The following is a 14,541-nucleotide window of genomic DNA, read 5'->3' as shown; positions in this document are numbered from 1 at the left end:
TGACGATCAGCAGTGGCGCGATTACTGGAACTGATCGGTCAGCGCTGGCACGACGTCGAAGAGATCGTCGTGGATCGCATAGTCCGCGATGTCCATGATCGGCGCGTTGGGGTCCGTGTTGATCGCGACAATCGTGTCGGAGCCCTTCATGCCAGCGACGTGCTGGACGGCACCGGAGATACCGATCGCGATGTAGACATCGGGTGTGACGACCTTCCCGGACTGGCCGACCTGCCGGTTCTTTGGCAGCCAGCCGTTGTCCACGATCGGTCGCGAGGAAGAGACCGTTGCGTCGAGTGCGTCCGCAAGATCGTGGATGAGCTCGAGGTTATCCTCTTCTTCGATCCCGCGGCCGACGGAGACGAGGACGTCCGCTTCGCTGATGTCGACGTCACCGCCACCGACTTCTTCGAAGCCGTTGACCGTAGAGCCGACTGCATCCTCGTCGATTTCGGCGTCGAACGCCTCGATAACGGCGTCGCCGGTACCGTCTGCGGTTGGCCACTCTGCCCCACGGATCGTGACGACGGCGTCGCCCTCGAGTTCGTTCGTGGTCTCGACTTTGCCGCCGTACATCTCGCGGGTGGCGGTCAGCGTTTCGCCGTTTACCGAGAGGCCGATCGTGTCGGTGACGACCGGAAGGCCGAGTTCGTTGGCGACGGCGGGCGCGTAGTCCAGGCCGTTGACGCTGTTCGGCGTGAGGATGTACTGCGGTGCGAGCTCGTCGTAGAGCTGCGTGATCGTCTGGGTGTAAACGTCGTGGTTGAACTCCTCGCCGTGGGAGACGGTGTGGATCGCGTCGACACCTTCGCGGTTGAGTTTCTCTGCGAAATCGTCGACGGGGCCGCTGATGACGGCGAGGTGGAGGTCGCCGCCGGTGTCGTCTGCAAGCTGGCGGCCGGCAGTGATGATTTCGTAGCTCACGTCGCGCAGGTCGCCACGGCGGTGGTCCGTGACTGCGAGGACGTCACTCATGGTGCCACCCCCTTGTCGCGGAGCAGTTCACCCAGCTCTGCGGCCGTCTCGTCGGCACTGCCTTCCCAGACGGTCACGTCGCTCTCGCTTTCTGGTTCGTACATGTCGGTGAGTTCCAGGTCGGAATCGACAGCGCTCTCGTCGACACCGAGGTCGGCGAGACTCTTGACGTCGAGTTCCTTGCGCTGGGCCTGGCGAATGCCACGCAGGCTCGCGTAGCGTGGTTCGTTGATACCGGTCTGGATCGTGAGTGCGGCTGGCAGCTCGATGTCCGTGAGCTCCTCGACACCGCCCTCGAGTTCACGTCGAACCGAGGCGACGTCGCCGTCGAACTCGTGCTCGAGATGGTTGACAACGGCACCCCACTGGTAGCCGATCTCTTCGGCGAGGGAAACGCCCGTCGCGCCGAAGCTGTCGTCACCGGCCTGCACGCCGGTCAGGACGAGGTCTGGGTCCTCTTCCTCGACGACGGCACTGAGAATTTCCGTCTTTGCGTTGACGTCGAGCAGGTCAACGCCCTCGAGGGAGTCGTCCCAGACGCGGACCGCGCGGTCTGCGCCCTTCGCAAGCGCCTGACGGATGGTCTGTTCACAGTCTTCGGGGCCGATCGTAACCGTGACGACTTCGTCGGCGACGCCAGCTTCCTGGAGCTGAACGGCCTCTTCGACGGCGTAATCGTCCCACTCGTTGAGATCTGCACCGAGGTACTGGTCTGCGATTTCAGTACCTTCGATTTCGAACTCGTCTTCGACGGTCGCAACTTCTTTGACCGTAACGAGGATTTTCATCGTTCTTCACTCGTACGTCACACCCGTAAACGTTTTCGAAACGCACAGTATTGGACTCCCCGTTCAACTGATAGTTCGGGTGATGTCGGTTTCGTACTGAAACTGTGTGGCGGGACGCGAGTGAAGCAGTCGGGCGAAGACGAGCGCGAACACCAGGTGAGAATACACACAGTAACTGGTCAACAAGAGTGGCGAAGAACGGCCGCTCACCCGGCTTCGCGCGTGCAAGACGGAAACGGTTTAACGGCACCGCCGGTAGTACACCGCATGGCAGACTGTCCACTGGCCGACGACTGTCCGAGCTATTCAGCGCGAATCTCGGGGATGGGGTGTCAACACTACGGCGACCGCGGCGGCAAGGAGTGGTGCCAACACTACAACCAGCCGATCGATGACCTGAAGACACAGCCGGTCAAGTCCGGCGAGGAGGTCGTCATCGATGTCGTCGACATGCACGAAAGCGGTGCGGGTGTCGGGCGAACCGAAGACGGCTTCATCGTGATGGTCGACGGTGTGCTCCCCGAAGCACGTGCGCGCGTCGAAATCACTCGCGTCCACAGTAATCACGCGCGTGCGAAGGAGCTTGAACTGCTCCCAATGGACGAAGGAGAGGGTGAAGACGAAGACGACACGTCGGACGCCGAGACCGAGACTGATGCCGATGCCGACGCCGACGATGGCAACAGCGACGATGGAGACGCTGACGCCGAAACCGACGGCGAAACCAGCAACGGACGGTCGTCGAGACGCGAACGCCTCGGAAGTCGCGAGAACTTCTGGGGGAACTGATCGACACGGTCACTCGAGACACCATCGTCTCGAGGGATCGGCGTCGGAACCTGGACAGTCGTGCGGCCGTCGATTTTCGCGTTCTGCTACGGTTTGTGTAGACGAGAGAGACAGGTCTGTCCCGTGACAGTAAGAACGGGGGTGGCCTCACGGAGTTGCTATAGTAACAACTGCAACTAGTTACACACTGATCGCACAGCTGCCGTGCGATCAGGTGTGCAGTGACTTGCAGTGGCTACTATAGTCGCAGGAGCGACCGGGAGAGCTTTCATCTTGCACCCAGCTAGATATGTGGTATGAATAGGCGCGTGCAGGGAACGACGGACCGCACGACGGAGCGACGACGGTGGAACGCGCCCGCAGCGTCGTCGGTGATGAGACCACATGGACGCACCCCAGTGGCGACGGGCGGTCCTCGAAACCGGCGAGATTCGAGCAATTACGGTGTCGGGCCTGGCGACCGAGGGAGTGGACACCAGCTCGACGGAGGGCGATCACCATGTCCATGATCGACGACGCAGAGGAACTCCTCGCCGAGATCGGCTTCGAAGCTGACACCAGCGTACTCACGAACCGGCAGGCGCAGGTACTTGCCCTGCGCGAGCGCGGTTTTTCCCAGGCCGATATCGCCACCGCACTCGGCACGTCCCGAGCGAATGTCTCCTCGGTCGAGGCTAGTGCCCGGGAGAACGTCGAGAAAGCACGTGAGACGGTCGCCTTCGCCGAGGCGCTGCGCGCTCCGGTCCGTGTTCACGTCCCCACTGGCACCGACCTCTACGACGTACCGAACCTCGTCTACGATGCTTGTGACGACGCCGGCGTCAAGGTCGACCACACCGCCCCAGACCTGATGAAGGTCGTCAGCGACGCCGCCGGCACTGCCGTCACCGGCCGCGAGGTGTCCTCGCCGCTCGTCGTCGGCGTCACCTCAGAGGGTGTGGTTCGCGTCCGCCACCAGGACCGCGAGTAGCGCGTCCGCACGCACGTCACTCAACCATGCCTCAGTGACCACTCGATCACCATTTGCTTCCCACCGAGCCTTCCGTAGTCACCACCCGATCACACACTTAGCCTCGTCGACCAGCCAGCGCAGTATCTCCCTCCCGAGCAATTTGGTTACTGGCGTCGTCTGTGTCCCTATGGACCTCAATCTCGACGGCAACGCAGCGCTGGTAACCGCCTCCTCGAGTGGCCTCGGACTCGCAAGCGCCCAGGCACTCGCCTCGGCAGGTGCACACGTCACCATCTGCGGGCGCGACCCCGACCGACTCGCAGCCGCCCGCGATGACCTCGCCGACGCAGGGCCGGGCAAGGTGCTCGCACTCGAGTGCGACCTCACGGACCCAAACGATATCTCCCGGCTGGTTCGGCAAACCGTCGACGAGTTCGGCGGTCTCGACCACCTCGTGACCTCTGCGGGCGGTCCACCGAGTACGACCTTTCTGGGGACGGACGAGCAGGACTGGTACCAGGCATACGATCTGCTGGTGATGAGCGTCGTCTGGACGGTTGAGGAGGCACACGCACAGCTACTCGAGTCCGATGCGGGCTCGATTACCTGTCTCACCTCGACCACGGTGCGGGAGGTAACCGACGGGCTGGTGCTGTCGAACTCAGTTCGGCGGGCCGTCGTCGGCCTCGTGAAGACGATTTCGCGTGAATTCGCACCTGAAATACGCGCCAACGCGGTCATGCCAGGAACCATCGAGACGCCACGGATCGAAGACCTCGTCGAGGCGGGTGTTGAGCGCGGGACGTACGCAGACTACGACGAGGGTATCGCCGAGCTCGCGGCCGAAATCCCACTGGAACGACTGGGTGAGCCTGCCGAGTTCGGCGACGTGGTGGCGTTCCTCGCGAGCCCGCGGGCGAGTTTCGTGAACGGCGCGTCCGTGCCGATCGACGGCGGTCTGTTGCGGAGTTGATGCGAGAGGAGCCGAACCGTAACGCTCTCGGTGGCCCTCCGGCGACTGGCTCGTGTGTACCGCCCGGTCCAGGTCGCCGGCTTCCTTGCCCTCCTCGCGACGCCCGCCGTGTTGCTCGCCAGCGTCTACGCCGTGCCGCCGGCCCTCCCAACCGGGACGGTCAGTCTCCACCTCGGCATCGTTCTCGTCGGCACGGTCGCAGCCGTCGTCGAACGAAATCGTGCCCTCGGGACTGGCTCTCTGGACGTCGACGGATTCGACCGAACCGACGCCACGAACGCACTCGCCGTCACTGGCGGCGCAGTCGTCACCTACGGCGCGAGCGTGGTTGCCGATCTCGGCCCGGTGCTCGCCTCCGCACTCGTCGGCCTCCTCGCCGGACTCGCCCTCCCGCGCGTCGGCGCGCCCATCTACTGTGGCTCCTTCGTCGGGATGGCCTCTCCAGCAGTGTTCCCGGGTCTCGAGTACGTCGCCGTTGCCGGTGTGATTTCGGGGCTCGCGTTCGTCGCCACAACCGCCTCCTTCGGCGGCGTCGGCGGCAAACTCGGCACCATCGCGCTCTTTGGATGTGTGGCGGCCGTCGCGCTGACTGGACTCGAGTACGGCTCGCCGAGCGCGCCCGCCTGGGACCACCTCCAGTTCGTCGTGCCCGTCGCCGTCGCCGGTGCAGTTGCAACGGTCGTGCTGAGTGTGCAACTCGAGTTGGGTCCGGTCGTGTGCTCGGGGCTCGTCGGCGTCGCTGCCGGCGTCGGCTTTCCGCTCGTGTTGCCGGGCGAACTCGGTGCAACGCTCGCCGCAGTCGCGTTCTGTGCCTCTTTCGTTGGCATGTCAAGCGCCGAGCGGTTGACAGTGGGCCACGTCGGAGCGGCCGGCGCGCTTTGTGGGTTCGTGTACCTCGCCGTGACGCCGGCACTGACAGGTGCTGGTGGAAAACTCGGGACGATCGCGTTCATTTCCTGCGTCGCGCTGGTCGGGGTGGCTGAATTGCGCGATGTGGTGAGGATGCAACTTCGATGACCGCAAAAACAGCTCAGTCCGCCGAGATCTGGCACGTCCCGTCGTAGGAGACGTCCTCGACCGACTCGATTGCTGGCTCGTCGCCACAGACCGGACACGCTGGGTTCGGGCGCACGTCCACCGTCTCGAACGTCATGTCCATCGCATCGTAGAGCAGCAGGCGACCCTCGAGTAGCTCACCCTTGCCGAGCAGGTACTTGACGGCTTCGGTGGCCTGAATGCAGCCGACGGTGCCGGGGAGAACGCCGAGCACACCAGTCGTCGCGCAGTCGGGGACGGTGCCGGGTTCGGGCGCTTCTGGGAAGATACATCGGTAACACGGCCGCTCAGCGTCGCCGCCCCGCTCGTTCGTGAACGTCGTTATTTGGCCCTCGAAGCGGTAGATCGCGCCGTGACAGAGCGGCGTCTCCGTGAGCACGCAGTGGTCGTTGAGCAGATAGCGTGTGGCGAAGTTATCGCTCGCGTCGAGGACGAGGTCGTAGTCGGAAACGAGGTCGGCCACGTTGTCAGCAGTCAGACGCACCTCGTGGGCGTCGACGTCGATGTCGGGGTTGAGCGCCGACACGTAGTCCGCCGCGCTCTCGACCTTCGGTCGGCCGACATCCTCGTCGCGGTGGACGATCTGGCGCTGCAGGTTCGAGCGCTCGACCACGTCGTCGTCGACGATGCCGAGGCGGCCGACGCCGGCCGCGGCGAGGTACTGAATCGCCGGCGCACCCAGTCCGCCCGCGCCGACCACGAGGATGCTGCCCTCGAGTAACCGTTGCTGTCCCTCGGGACCGATTTCGTCCATGATCACGTGTCTCGAGTAGCGATCGAGTTGTGTCGCATCGAGGCGCAGGTCGCTCATGGGCGCTGTTTGGGGCGAGAGCGAGAAAAAGCCGCGGGTCGCACAGGAGCCATATTGTCAAGTAGTGTCTGAGTCGAATGATTAGAGAACAAGCGTAGGTTATCGAGCGTGTAACGTTCATATTCAGGAACAGTATTGTAGAGAAACGGCAGTCTCTTCACCGACCCAATCACTTAAGACCGTGCATGTCTTTCACACACCCATGGCATCCGCACCCAATGGTGCCGGCGACGACGTTTTCGATCAATTCCTCACTGACCGCGGTCACGCCGTCGAACGACTCGACTGGGAGGAGGAGTATAACAAGAAACAGTGTCCCGAATGTAGTGGTCTCCACGACCTCTCTGCGAGTACCTGTACCGTCTGTGGGTGGGAGCCAACACGGTAGACGACGATACCCGGCTACCGATTCCGTTTTTTAACAGCGCTAACCCGGTCCGATAGCGGCGTCACTGTTGTGCGGTTTCACTGCACTCGCGATCCCTTCGTTCCACTCCCCTGCTGGCCACCACTACCAGCACCAGTGTCCCCGAAGATACCCGCCCGAAACCCTGATGACGCAACACACTCGTGAACAACCATTCCGGTGGGGTTCAAGTAATTTCCACCGTCCAATGACGATAGAATTATAGTGTGGTCCGTTCCAACACGTCAGTTGAGAAGCATCATGCCGGAATGCCAGAACTGTGGGAACTTCGTAACCGATGCATACGCTCGTGTCTTCACGCCACGAGGAGTAGACGATCCGCGCGTCTGTCCGGAGTGTGAGGACAAGATTCGTGACGGTGCCGACGTTCGAACCGCTCGTTCATCGCGAAACACGTGAGTCTCCCCAGTTCACCACGAAACGCCTGAAGCGTCCCTCACATCGACCCACCGCTCTCGAGCGACCAAACCGCCGACAGAGCCGTCAGACAGTCCCTCTCGCGCTCGCGGAGAACCCACGTGACTTATGGGTGTCGCGGCCCTGAACAGGGATAATGGCTACCACGGAGACGAAGGTGACCCGGCTGTTCGGTGGACCGGGGAGCGGGAAGACCACCGCGCTTCTCGACCACGTCGAAGAGATTCTCGAGCAGGACGGCGTTACGTTCCGGGACATCCTCGTCGTTTCGTACACGCGAGCGGCAGCACAGGAGATTCGCGAACGGCTGGCAGAGCGACTCGACGAAAGCCCGCGCGCACTGCAGGGTAACGTCTGTACCATGCACGCGAAGGCGTACGATCTTCTCGATCTCTCTCGAAGCGACGTCATCGGTGAATCCGACAAGGAGGAGTTCTGTGAGGAGTACGGACTCGAGTTCGAAGACGAATACAGCGGGGCCGGCCGCCGAACCGCCCGCTCGACGACGATCGGAAACAAAATCATCGCAACGAGTCAGTGGCTCCAGCGAACCCGTCGAGACGTCACGGACTGGTACGATGTCCCGTTCCAGTGGGACGACGAGGAGGTTCGCCTCCCGCCGGAGATCGACGACCGCGCCCAGGAGGGCAACAAGTACACGCCGACCTGGCCCTCTGACGACGACCGGATCGACGTCCCAGAGGCCATCCGCGGCTGGCGCTCGTACAAGGGTGAACAGGGCAAGATCGGCTTCGCGGACATGCTCGAGCGAGTCAAGCAGCGTTCGCTGCTCCCGAGCGTCGACTACCTGGTGATCGACGAGTTTCAGGACATCACGACGCTGCAGTACGACGTCTACGAGGAGTGGAAACCCCACATGGAGCAGGTGCTGATCGCCGGCGACGACGACCAGGTCGTCTACTCCTGGCAGGGCGCAGATCCTGCCCTGCTGCTCGACGAGGAGGTCGACGAAGACATCATCCTGCCGAACTCCTACCGACTGCCCTCGAACGTCCTCAACGCGGTCAATCAAGAGATCCGCCACATCGAGCACCGAAAGGACAAGGACCTGAAACCGCGCAAGGAAGGCGGCGCAGTTGAGGCCCGGCGTAACGCCTCGATGCTCGACGTCGTCCGCATGGTTCGGCGCACGCTCGCCTCGGGCGACGGCACCATCATGATTCTCTTCCGTGCGCGCTACCAGATGTTCCAGTTCATCGACGAGTTCATCACGGAAGGAGTGCCGTTCACGTCGCTGACGGACCAGCGGATGTGGACCGACCGCCTCACCCAGTACGTCCGCGCCGTCGAAGCCATCGACCGCGGCGACGACGTGACCGGCCTGCAGGCTCGCCGCCTCGCAGACATGCTCCAGGAGTCGGCGTTCGGCACCAACGAGCGCGATGACCTGTTCGATACGATCGACGAGCGCCAGGAGGAATCGGGCATCGAGGACCTGCAGGAACTGATGGTCCCCGCGTCGATCATCGAGGACCACGTCCCGTTCATGCCCGGTCCCGAATCCGCGGCCGACATGGTGCGGAAGGTGACGAACTTCCAGAAGAAGAGCGTCCGCGCGTACTTCGCCATCGGCGAGTACACCGGCGTCGACACCGACCGTGTCCGCGTCGGAACCATCCACTCCGCAAAGGGTCGTGAGGCAGACCACGTCATCGTCGGCACCGACCTGACCGAGAAGGTCGTCGAGCAGATGGTCGCGACGGTCGACGATCCGACGAACGTCCCTGGCGTCGAGGAGTTTACCAAGACCACCTCGCCCGTTCCCGTCCTGACGGACAACGAGCGACGTGTTTTCTACGTCGGCATGTCTCGCGCCCGCGAACGTCTCGTGATGCTCGAGAACCTGGTCGACGGTGCGCCAACGCTACCGATCGATGTCCTGCTCCACAACGAGCTCACCGAGACGCCACTCGAGGACCTTATCGAGGATGCCCAGCAGTCCGCGGAGGGCGGCGAGGAACTCGAGGCCGAAGCGCCCTGAGCCTGCGAGGCGACCGTGACAGACGCCGACAGCGATTTCACACGATGTAACACAGGAGCGGCTGGCAGCGACGGCGATGGTGATAGAGATGAAGAACCAGAACCAGCGACTGCCACGCCGACCAGCACAGCGCTCATCGACGAGACGCTCACACAGCGAGACGCCGCCGCGTTCGTTCACGTTGGACAGGCACACGAACCGACGATTCAGTACTGTCTCGACCGCTGGACACAGGCTGTTGTGAACGACGAAGTTGTCACCGATCCGCCGACGGACGCCGACCTCGTCGCGCTCTCGTTCAACGGTGAGGGCTGGGAGATGTGGGCCAGGCCGCGAAAGCCAGGTCGAGGAGAATCAGACACACATCCCGCCTTCCAGTTGGCATCGACGCTCGCCGACCGCCACGGCTCCGCGACGGTGTTGACACCCCCAACCATCCCGCACGATGCAGCACTGTATCTCGAGAACGCCGGGCTCACACTGATCTCGACGGACGTACTTGAGCGTGCCCGTACGAGGAAGACGCCAGGTGAGCGAGCGCGGATCGAGACCGCACAGGCTGCCGCCCGCGCAGGTATTCGTCGGGTGGCTACCGTCCTCGCGGACGCGAGAGTCATCGACGGTAAACTCGTTACCGACGGTGACGTGGAAGAAACAGAGCCGATCACACCCGAGCGCCTCCGAATTGAGGTTGACGAGGCCATCGTTTCGGCCGGCGCGTATCCCGCCGGCAACACCGCAATCAATCCCGAGAGCGATCCCGAACGGGTTCCGTCGACGGCCGGCACCGCCGACACGGCGCTTCGCCCTGGTGTTCCAATCGTCATCCGAACCGCACCGCGCGAACCGGGCGGCTACTACGGTGGTCTCGTCCGGACACTCGTCGTCGACGGCGACGGCGGCCGCGAGCGCCGAGCCCACGTCGGCGCGACCCAGTCGTTTCGCTCGGCCAGCGCCATGTTGACCGCCGACACAGAAACCGTGGGTGCCGTCGAAGCCGACCTCGAGGCAGAGGTCCGCGCGTTCGGCTTCGAAGACGCCGACGCCGTCGAAACGAGCGTCGGGGGCGTCGGACTGGCTGCACTCGAGTCCCCCTGCGAGTTGACCGACGAGATCGAACCGGGAAGCGTGGTGCAACTCGAGTCAGCCGTGCGCGTCGAGGAGGGTGTGTGGCTCCGAGTTTCGGATGTGCTGGCGCGCGGTCACGGTCAGGATCGGGATGAGGGCAGACCGGAGTGGCTGGCACCGCTGTCGCGGTCGCTGGATCCGGAGACGGTGCGCGAGTCGTAGGCTGTCCGCGTCGCGTACTGACTTCGCTGGGTTACTAGCTGCGTTTCGGTGGGCTACTGCTCCTCGTCGCCTTGATCCGCTCCAGTTGCTGCGGTCGTGTCATCGCTGGCCGCCGATTCTCGATCGTCACTGTTCTGTCCCCCATCAGAGCCACGAAATCGACTGCACACCGAGACAGCGGTGTCGACCACGAGCTCACCGGCTCTGAGCGCAGCAACGACCAGATCGGCCATCACTCCCCCTCCTCGTTGGTCGTAACGCTGGTCGAATCGGTGGGTGTGTCCTCGTCGGACGGCTCTGACTCTGGCTCTCCGATGACGGTGCCCGCCGCGCGTTTAGCCACGAGTCCGGGCACATCCGAGGGCATCGTCAGCCACCGTTCGACGACAACGAGCCCGATTGCAAGCCCGATGAGAACACCACCCGTACCTGCATCGCCACGAACGACGACGAACTCGAGTCCGGCGAGCGCAGCGGGAAGTGCAAGGATGAGGACGCCGGCGAGTTTGATCGTATCGATGATCCCAGCCATATAGGGAGTGATACACCCGAACGGACCAAAAGGGCGGCGGCGAACATCCATCGTCTCGCCATCACAGAAGCGGGACGCATACCAGAATCAGAATGTCTTTATCCGTCGGCTGGTATCGTCGAGTATGTTCACGGGAATCGTCGAGGAGACCGGCGAAATCGTCGGTCGGGAGCGAACCAAGGACGGTCTTCGCCTTCGTATTGCAGCCGACGTAGTCGCCACCGGCCTAACACACGGACAGAGTATCAGTGTCAGCGGCGTCTGTCTCACCGTCGAACGCTACGACGATGGTTCGTGGTTCGAGGTCTTCCTCGCGACCGAGACTGTCGAACGAACCTATTTGGGCGACCTTGAGGAAGGTGACACGGTCAACCTCGAGCGCGCGATGTCGGCTGACGGCCGCTTCGACGGCCACATCGTGCAAGGCCACGTCGACGCAGTCGCAACGGTTTCGAATATTGAATCCGTCGAAGAGGGCGAGGCGCAACGCGCCTCGGAACAACCGACCGACGATGAGCCGGGAGGTGACTGGTTTTTCGAGTTCGAACTTCCGGCGGGGTACGGCCGCTACGTCGTAGAGAAAGGCTCGATCACGCTCGACGGGATCAGCCTGACCGTCGCCGATCTTGAGACGACCGAAGATGGGCGAGACCGAGTCACCGTCGCCATCATCCCGACGACCTACGAGCTGACGACGCTCTCGGACAAAACGGTTGGCGATCCGATCCATCTTGAAGTCGATGTACTCTCGAAGTACGTGGAGCGACTACTCGAGTCCCGGTTCGACTGAACGATGGTCCAAAGTGTGAGTCGGCGGTCCAAAGAGAGACTGTAGGCCGACGACGAGCAGTGCGACGACGAACGCGACGAGCGAGGTGATGAGTGCGACCATCACGAAATCCTACTTGTTCCCGTCTCATAGAGGCTGCGCCGGGTCAGGTCGGGTTGGCGCTGGGACCGGGTTCGAACGCCGGTTGTGCTGTCGGGCAAGTGAGTGTGTGGTTCGTATGAGAACGCGGTCACCGCTGAGGCGGGTCGAACTCCGTCAGTTCAGGTGCTGGTGGAGTCGACGTATCGTCACGAACCGCGCGGTACGTGCGTCGGTAGCGGACGATTTTCCGGTAGAGATAGTACCCAATCAGGAGATTGTACCCGACGACGTAGCTGATGAATGCCAGTCCGGGACCGAGTGGCGTGAGGACAGTAATGAGTTCAGGTGCAAAGCCGACGGTTAGATTGTACGTCGCGTGAACGAACGCGGCGATCAACAGTCCCTTGATCACGAGTGGACCGGCGTACTCCCGGTTGAATTTCGCGAGACCGAGGTAGTACCCCGCGATGGCAGAGTAGATGACGTGTCCGGGTCCGACAAGCGCGCGGACAGTCGCGATGCCGGTCGCTGCTGAGATCGTGCCGACCTCCGCCTGCGCCTCTGCGACCGTGCTGGCGATGTAGATCGCGTTCTCGATCGCTGCAAAGCCAAGGCCCGCCACAGCCCCGTACACCGCGCCGACGATCACCGCGTCGAACGTCTCACTTCGATAGGCGAAGACGCGAACAGCGAGCAGTTTCACGGTTTCCTCAACCGGACCGACGATCAGGTAGAAAAAGAGTGCCGTCCCGATGATCGGGATCGCCTCGAGTCGCGGCCCGACGACAGAGTTGACGACTGCGGCGAACGTCGCGAATAGAACAGCGAGGACGAACGTCGCGACGATCAGGCTGAGCGGTTCACTTTCCGTGATATCCGAGTACCAGATGAACGCGGCGAGCAAACCAGCGGGAACGACCGAGAGCCCGAAGAAAACAGCAAGCGAGGGCGACTCGAGTACCAGAATCGCCGGCTGGATGAGCAAGAACAGCGTGATGACGACTGCGACGGCGAGTACGATTGTCTGCAACCCGTAGTTAATCGCGTTGTAGACGGAATATGCGAGATGATCGACAGCAGATCGCGGCTCCCACGTCGAGATGTCGTAGAGATCTCGCGACTCCTCGTCCGCTCGTTCGACCGGGTCACGACGACGCTGCATGTGAACGCGTACAACAGTCGCGGTGGTAAGCGTTGGGCGTTGGACGTTCTTCCAATCCTAGTATGATACTTATTATCATATTCGTATAAGGGCGGCGCTTATGCTGATCCGGCCGCGAAAACAGACACCCATGTACAGCCCACGTCGCGGGTTCCACTACACCGCACCGCCTAACCCTGATGGGGAACGAACACCGATGACCGACGACGCGACCGACGGTGAAGAGCAATCTCAGGACGCAATCGCGCCCTCGAAACCGGCTGATCGTCTCGCCGCCGACGACTGAGAGCCGCTTCGAGTTCTGTCTGCACCCCTCTTTCTGTCATTTTCACGCCAGCGACCAGCCGTAGCACAGTTATGTTTCTCCTCAGCCACAGACGAGAACACACGTCCAGCAGTGCTCTCCAACCACAACCACAGGCGGACTCGGAATCCACAAAGGCCCCCCGTGCAAACGCATACTCATGCACTTTGACCAGCGAACGCAGCAGGCGCTTCGTGCCGTCGGCCTCGAAACCGACGACCTGCAGACGGCCTCCGACGCCGTCGCTGAAGCCGTTGCCGACGACGCGGCCACACTCGAGTCCTTCTTCAACGAGCACGAGACCGTCTACTCGGATATGGACATGGCCCACTCCGCGTCCGACTATCCCGAACATAGCGTCGACTACGCCGACATCACGACCCACGCGGCTGAGATGCGTGGCTGGCTGCGCTTCGACACGTGGGGCGTCTACGTCGAGGGTGGCCGAATCCTCGACGCCGAGAACGACGACGTCGAACTCACGCTCGGCCCGACGATCAACGACCGCGTTCGGTTCGCCGCCGATCGCGAGACGCTGCGGTGATCGCCGTGCGCGCTGACGCCCACCTCGTACTCGAGTTCGGATGCGAGTACGACTGCGATCGACCAGTAGCGGAGGGGCAACTGTGACGAACACCGACGCCAGTTCTAACGCCGACGAGGAGACGACGGTCCGCATCCGCGGTATCTACACGACGGCCATAACGCGGCTTCTCGAGACGAGCGCAGAGGCCGATTTCAGCGTCGTCCAGGCCTCCGAGCCGATCCGCGAGCGCTTCGACCGACAGTTCGAGACCACTCCGGCCGACGCGACAGTCGAGACGACCCGTGACCGGCAGGGTGTCTCCGTGTCGGGCACAGCCAACGCAGTCGAACTGGTGTCTGCAGAACTCGCCGACCTCGCGATCGATACGTTCCGCTGGGACTCCACAGTTCCTCGCGGTGCCGTCTTCGATGCTGAGGTGATCGACGCTGCAGGCAGGAGCGGTGCCGTCGTCGACCTCGGTAAGGGCCGCGGCTACCTGAAGTACGACGACGTCGACGGCTACGTCAACGAGGGCAATCGCTACCGCGTGCAGGTCACCGAGCCTACCCCGCCGTGGGACGACAACCAACCGCGAGTCGAGCCGACGCTCGCCGTTCGCAGCGGCCTCTGTACGCTCTCACAGGACCGCACTGGCGTCTCGGCCGC

The 14,541-nt window shown here is 62.8% G+C and carries 18 protein-coding genes and 1 pseudogene; 12 read left to right on the top strand and 7 right to left on the bottom strand.

Annotated features, from left to right (window positions below):
- Positions 1 to 21: 21 nt before the first annotated feature.
- Both C482_RS06535 and C482_RS06530 read right to left on the bottom strand, forming a co-directional pair.
- Entirely contained in the window at positions 22 to 975 is a 954-nt protein-coding gene (locus tag C482_RS06535; RefSeq protein WP_006166730.1) for an electron transfer flavoprotein subunit alpha/FixB family protein, read from the bottom strand.
- On the bottom strand, positions 972 to 1,763 hold the full coding sequence (locus tag C482_RS06530) for an electron transfer flavoprotein subunit beta/FixA family protein (RefSeq protein WP_006166729.1): 792 nt from the start codon (positions 1,761 to 1,763) through the stop codon (positions 972 to 974). The genes C482_RS06535 and C482_RS06530 overlap by 4 nt, the downstream gene beginning before the upstream one ends.
- 267 nt (positions 1,764 to 2,030) lie before the next feature.
- On the opposite strand from C482_RS06530, the gene C482_RS06525 reads away from it, so the two are divergent.
- The 4 genes from C482_RS06525 to C482_RS06510 all read left to right on the top strand — a co-directional run bounded on the left by C482_RS06525 (position 2,031) and on the right by C482_RS06510 (position 5,494).
- Positions 2,031 to 2,552 (top strand): TRAM domain-containing protein, encoded by a 522-nt coding sequence (locus C482_RS06525; RefSeq protein WP_006166728.1) that lies wholly within the window; start codon positions 2,031 to 2,033, stop codon positions 2,550 to 2,552.
- Positions 2,553 to 3,051: 499 nt separating this feature from the next.
- A complete protein-coding gene (locus tag C482_RS06520) occupies positions 3,052 to 3,522 on the top strand; it encodes a Tfx family DNA-binding protein (protein ID WP_083858589.1) in 471 nt (156 codons plus the stop codon).
- Positions 3,523 to 3,691: 169 nt separating this feature from the next.
- Positions 3,692 to 4,477, top strand: a complete 786-nt coding sequence (locus C482_RS06515) for an SDR family oxidoreductase (protein ID WP_006166726.1) — start codon at positions 3,692 to 3,694, stop codon at positions 4,475 to 4,477.
- A gap of 54 nt (positions 4,478 to 4,531) precedes the next feature.
- Entirely contained in the window at positions 4,532 to 5,494 is a 963-nt protein-coding gene (locus C482_RS06510; protein WP_006166725.1) for a hypothetical protein, read from the top strand.
- Between the two features lie 13 nt (positions 5,495 to 5,507).
- Here the strand turns inward: C482_RS06510 and ubaA are convergent, their stop codons facing one another.
- Positions 5,508 to 6,344 carry an SAMP-activating enzyme E1 gene (ubaA, locus tag C482_RS06505; protein ID WP_006166724.1) on the bottom strand — a complete coding sequence of 279 codons (837 nt, stop codon included), beginning with the start codon at positions 6,342 to 6,344 and terminating at the stop codon, positions 5,508 to 5,510.
- A 202-nt stretch (positions 6,345 to 6,546) separates the two neighbouring features.
- On the opposite strand from ubaA, the gene C482_RS06500 reads away from it, so the two are divergent.
- From C482_RS06500 to C482_RS06490, 4 genes are all read left to right on the top strand, one after another.
- Complete coding sequence (locus tag C482_RS06500; RefSeq protein ID WP_006166723.1) at positions 6,547 to 6,732, top strand: HVO_0416 family zinc finger protein; 186 nt, start codon at positions 6,547 to 6,549, stop codon at positions 6,730 to 6,732.
- 279 nt (positions 6,733 to 7,011) lie between these two features.
- The gene (locus C482_RS22960) at positions 7,012 to 7,170 is read left to right on the top strand and encodes a DUF7563 family protein (protein WP_169331418.1); all 159 of its coding nucleotides are present in this window, start codon (positions 7,012 to 7,014) and stop codon (positions 7,168 to 7,170) included.
- A 154-nt stretch (positions 7,171 to 7,324) separates the two neighbouring features.
- Positions 7,325 to 9,190, top strand: a complete 1,866-nt coding sequence (locus C482_RS06495) for a UvrD-helicase domain-containing protein (RefSeq protein WP_006166722.1) — start codon at positions 7,325 to 7,327, stop codon at positions 9,188 to 9,190.
- 15 nt (positions 9,191 to 9,205) lie between these two features.
- Positions 9,206 to 10,480 carry a M24 family metallopeptidase gene (locus tag C482_RS06490; RefSeq protein WP_006166721.1) on the top strand — a complete coding sequence of 425 codons (1,275 nt, stop codon included), beginning with the start codon at positions 9,206 to 9,208 and terminating at the stop codon, positions 10,478 to 10,480.
- Positions 10,481 to 10,533: 53 nt separating this feature from the next.
- Here the strand turns inward: C482_RS06490 and C482_RS06485 are convergent, their stop codons facing one another.
- Positions 10,534 to 10,713 (bottom strand): hypothetical protein, encoded by a 180-nt coding sequence (locus C482_RS06485; RefSeq protein ID WP_006166720.1) that lies wholly within the window; start codon positions 10,711 to 10,713, stop codon positions 10,534 to 10,536.
- Positions 10,713 to 11,012, bottom strand: coding sequence for a DUF7533 family protein (locus C482_RS06480; protein WP_006166719.1), 300 nt, complete (start codon positions 11,010 to 11,012; stop codon positions 10,713 to 10,715). The genes C482_RS06485 and C482_RS06480 overlap by 1 nt, the downstream gene beginning before the upstream one ends.
- Before the next feature lie 124 nt (positions 11,013 to 11,136).
- On the opposite strand from C482_RS06480, the gene C482_RS06475 reads away from it, so the two are divergent.
- Positions 11,137 to 11,802, top strand: a complete 666-nt coding sequence (locus tag C482_RS06475) for a riboflavin synthase (protein WP_006166718.1) — start codon at positions 11,137 to 11,139, stop codon at positions 11,800 to 11,802.
- Here the strand turns inward: C482_RS06475 and C482_RS22630 are convergent.
- Positions 11,779 to 11,904 (bottom strand): hypothetical protein, encoded by a 126-nt coding sequence (locus tag C482_RS22630; protein WP_275039622.1) that lies wholly within the window; start codon positions 11,902 to 11,904, stop codon positions 11,779 to 11,781. The genes C482_RS06475 and C482_RS22630 overlap by 24 nt on opposite strands.
- Before the next feature lie 127 nt (positions 11,905 to 12,031).
- On the bottom strand, positions 12,032 to 13,045 hold the full coding sequence (locus C482_RS06470; RefSeq protein ID WP_006166717.1) for a PrsW family intramembrane metalloprotease: 1,014 nt from the start codon (positions 13,043 to 13,045) through the stop codon (positions 12,032 to 12,034).
- Positions 13,046 to 13,175: 130 nt separating this feature from the next.
- Between C482_RS06470 and C482_RS21765 the strand changes: the two genes are divergently transcribed.
- From C482_RS21765 to C482_RS06455, 3 genes and pseudogenes are all read left to right on the top strand, one after another.
- Positions 13,176 to 13,331: a hypothetical protein gene (locus C482_RS21765; protein ID WP_169317621.1), complete on the top strand. Its 156-nt coding sequence runs from the start codon at positions 13,176 to 13,178 to the stop codon at positions 13,329 to 13,331.
- A 178-nt stretch (positions 13,332 to 13,509) separates the two neighbouring features.
- Positions 13,510 to 13,893: a DUF7532 family protein gene (locus tag C482_RS06460; protein WP_006166716.1), complete on the top strand. Its 384-nt coding sequence runs from the start codon at positions 13,510 to 13,512 to the stop codon at positions 13,891 to 13,893.
- Between the two features lie 82 nt (positions 13,894 to 13,975).
- Positions 13,976 to 14,541 (top strand): annotated as a pseudogene (locus C482_RS06455) (RNA-binding protein); the annotation flags it as partial.

The sequence above is a fragment of the Natrialba chahannaoensis JCM 10990 genome (genome assembly GCF_000337135.1).
Taxonomy (GTDB): domain Archaea; phylum Halobacteriota; class Halobacteria; order Halobacteriales; family Natrialbaceae; genus Natrialba; species Natrialba chahannaoensis.
Note: the sequence above shows the minus strand (reverse complement) of the source record. Positions and strands in the feature narration are given on the sequence as shown.

What these genes read in the sequence shown, in the direction of transcription:
- C482_RS06535 (WP_006166730.1), bottom strand. Translation starts at nt 975, where the DNA reads ATGAGTGACGTCCTCGCAGTCACGGACCACCGCCGTGGCGACCTGCGC.
- C482_RS06530 (WP_006166729.1), bottom strand. Translation starts at nt 1,763, where the DNA reads ATGAAAATCCTCGTTACGGTCAAAGAAGTTGCGACCGTCGAAGACGAG.
- C482_RS06525 (WP_006166728.1), top strand. Translation starts at nt 2,031, where the DNA reads ATGGCAGACTGTCCACTGGCCGACGACTGTCCGAGCTATTCAGCGCGA.
- C482_RS06520 (WP_083858589.1), top strand. Translation starts at nt 3,052, where the DNA reads ATGTCCATGATCGACGACGCAGAGGAACTCCTCGCCGAGATCGGCTTC.
- C482_RS06515 (WP_006166726.1), top strand. Translation starts at nt 3,692, where the DNA reads ATGGACCTCAATCTCGACGGCAACGCAGCGCTGGTAACCGCCTCCTCG.
- ubaA (WP_006166724.1), bottom strand. Translation starts at nt 6,344, where the DNA reads ATGAGCGACCTGCGCCTCGATGCGACACAACTCGATCGCTACTCGAGA.
- C482_RS06500 (WP_006166723.1), top strand. Translation starts at nt 6,547, where the DNA reads ATGGCATCCGCACCCAATGGTGCCGGCGACGACGTTTTCGATCAATTC.
- C482_RS22960 (WP_169331418.1), top strand. Translation starts at nt 7,012, where the DNA reads ATGCCGGAATGCCAGAACTGTGGGAACTTCGTAACCGATGCATACGCT.
- C482_RS06495 (WP_006166722.1), top strand. Translation starts at nt 7,325, where the DNA reads ATGGCTACCACGGAGACGAAGGTGACCCGGCTGTTCGGTGGACCGGGG.
- C482_RS06485 (WP_006166720.1), bottom strand. Translation starts at nt 10,713, where the DNA reads ATGGCCGATCTGGTCGTTGCTGCGCTCAGAGCCGGTGAGCTCGTGGTC.
- C482_RS06480 (WP_006166719.1), bottom strand. Translation starts at nt 11,012, where the DNA reads ATGGCTGGGATCATCGATACGATCAAACTCGCCGGCGTCCTCATCCTT.
- C482_RS06475 (WP_006166718.1), top strand. Translation starts at nt 11,137, where the DNA reads ATGTTCACGGGAATCGTCGAGGAGACCGGCGAAATCGTCGGTCGGGAG.
- C482_RS22630 (WP_275039622.1), bottom strand. Translation starts at nt 11,904, where the DNA reads ATGGTCGCACTCATCACCTCGCTCGTCGCGTTCGTCGTCGCACTGCTC.
- C482_RS06470 (WP_006166717.1), bottom strand. Translation starts at nt 13,045, where the DNA reads ATGCAGCGTCGTCGTGACCCGGTCGAACGAGCGGACGAGGAGTCGCGA.
- C482_RS21765 (WP_169317621.1), top strand. Translation starts at nt 13,176, where the DNA reads ATGTACAGCCCACGTCGCGGGTTCCACTACACCGCACCGCCTAACCCT.
- C482_RS06460 (WP_006166716.1), top strand. Translation starts at nt 13,510, where the DNA reads ATGCACTTTGACCAGCGAACGCAGCAGGCGCTTCGTGCCGTCGGCCTC.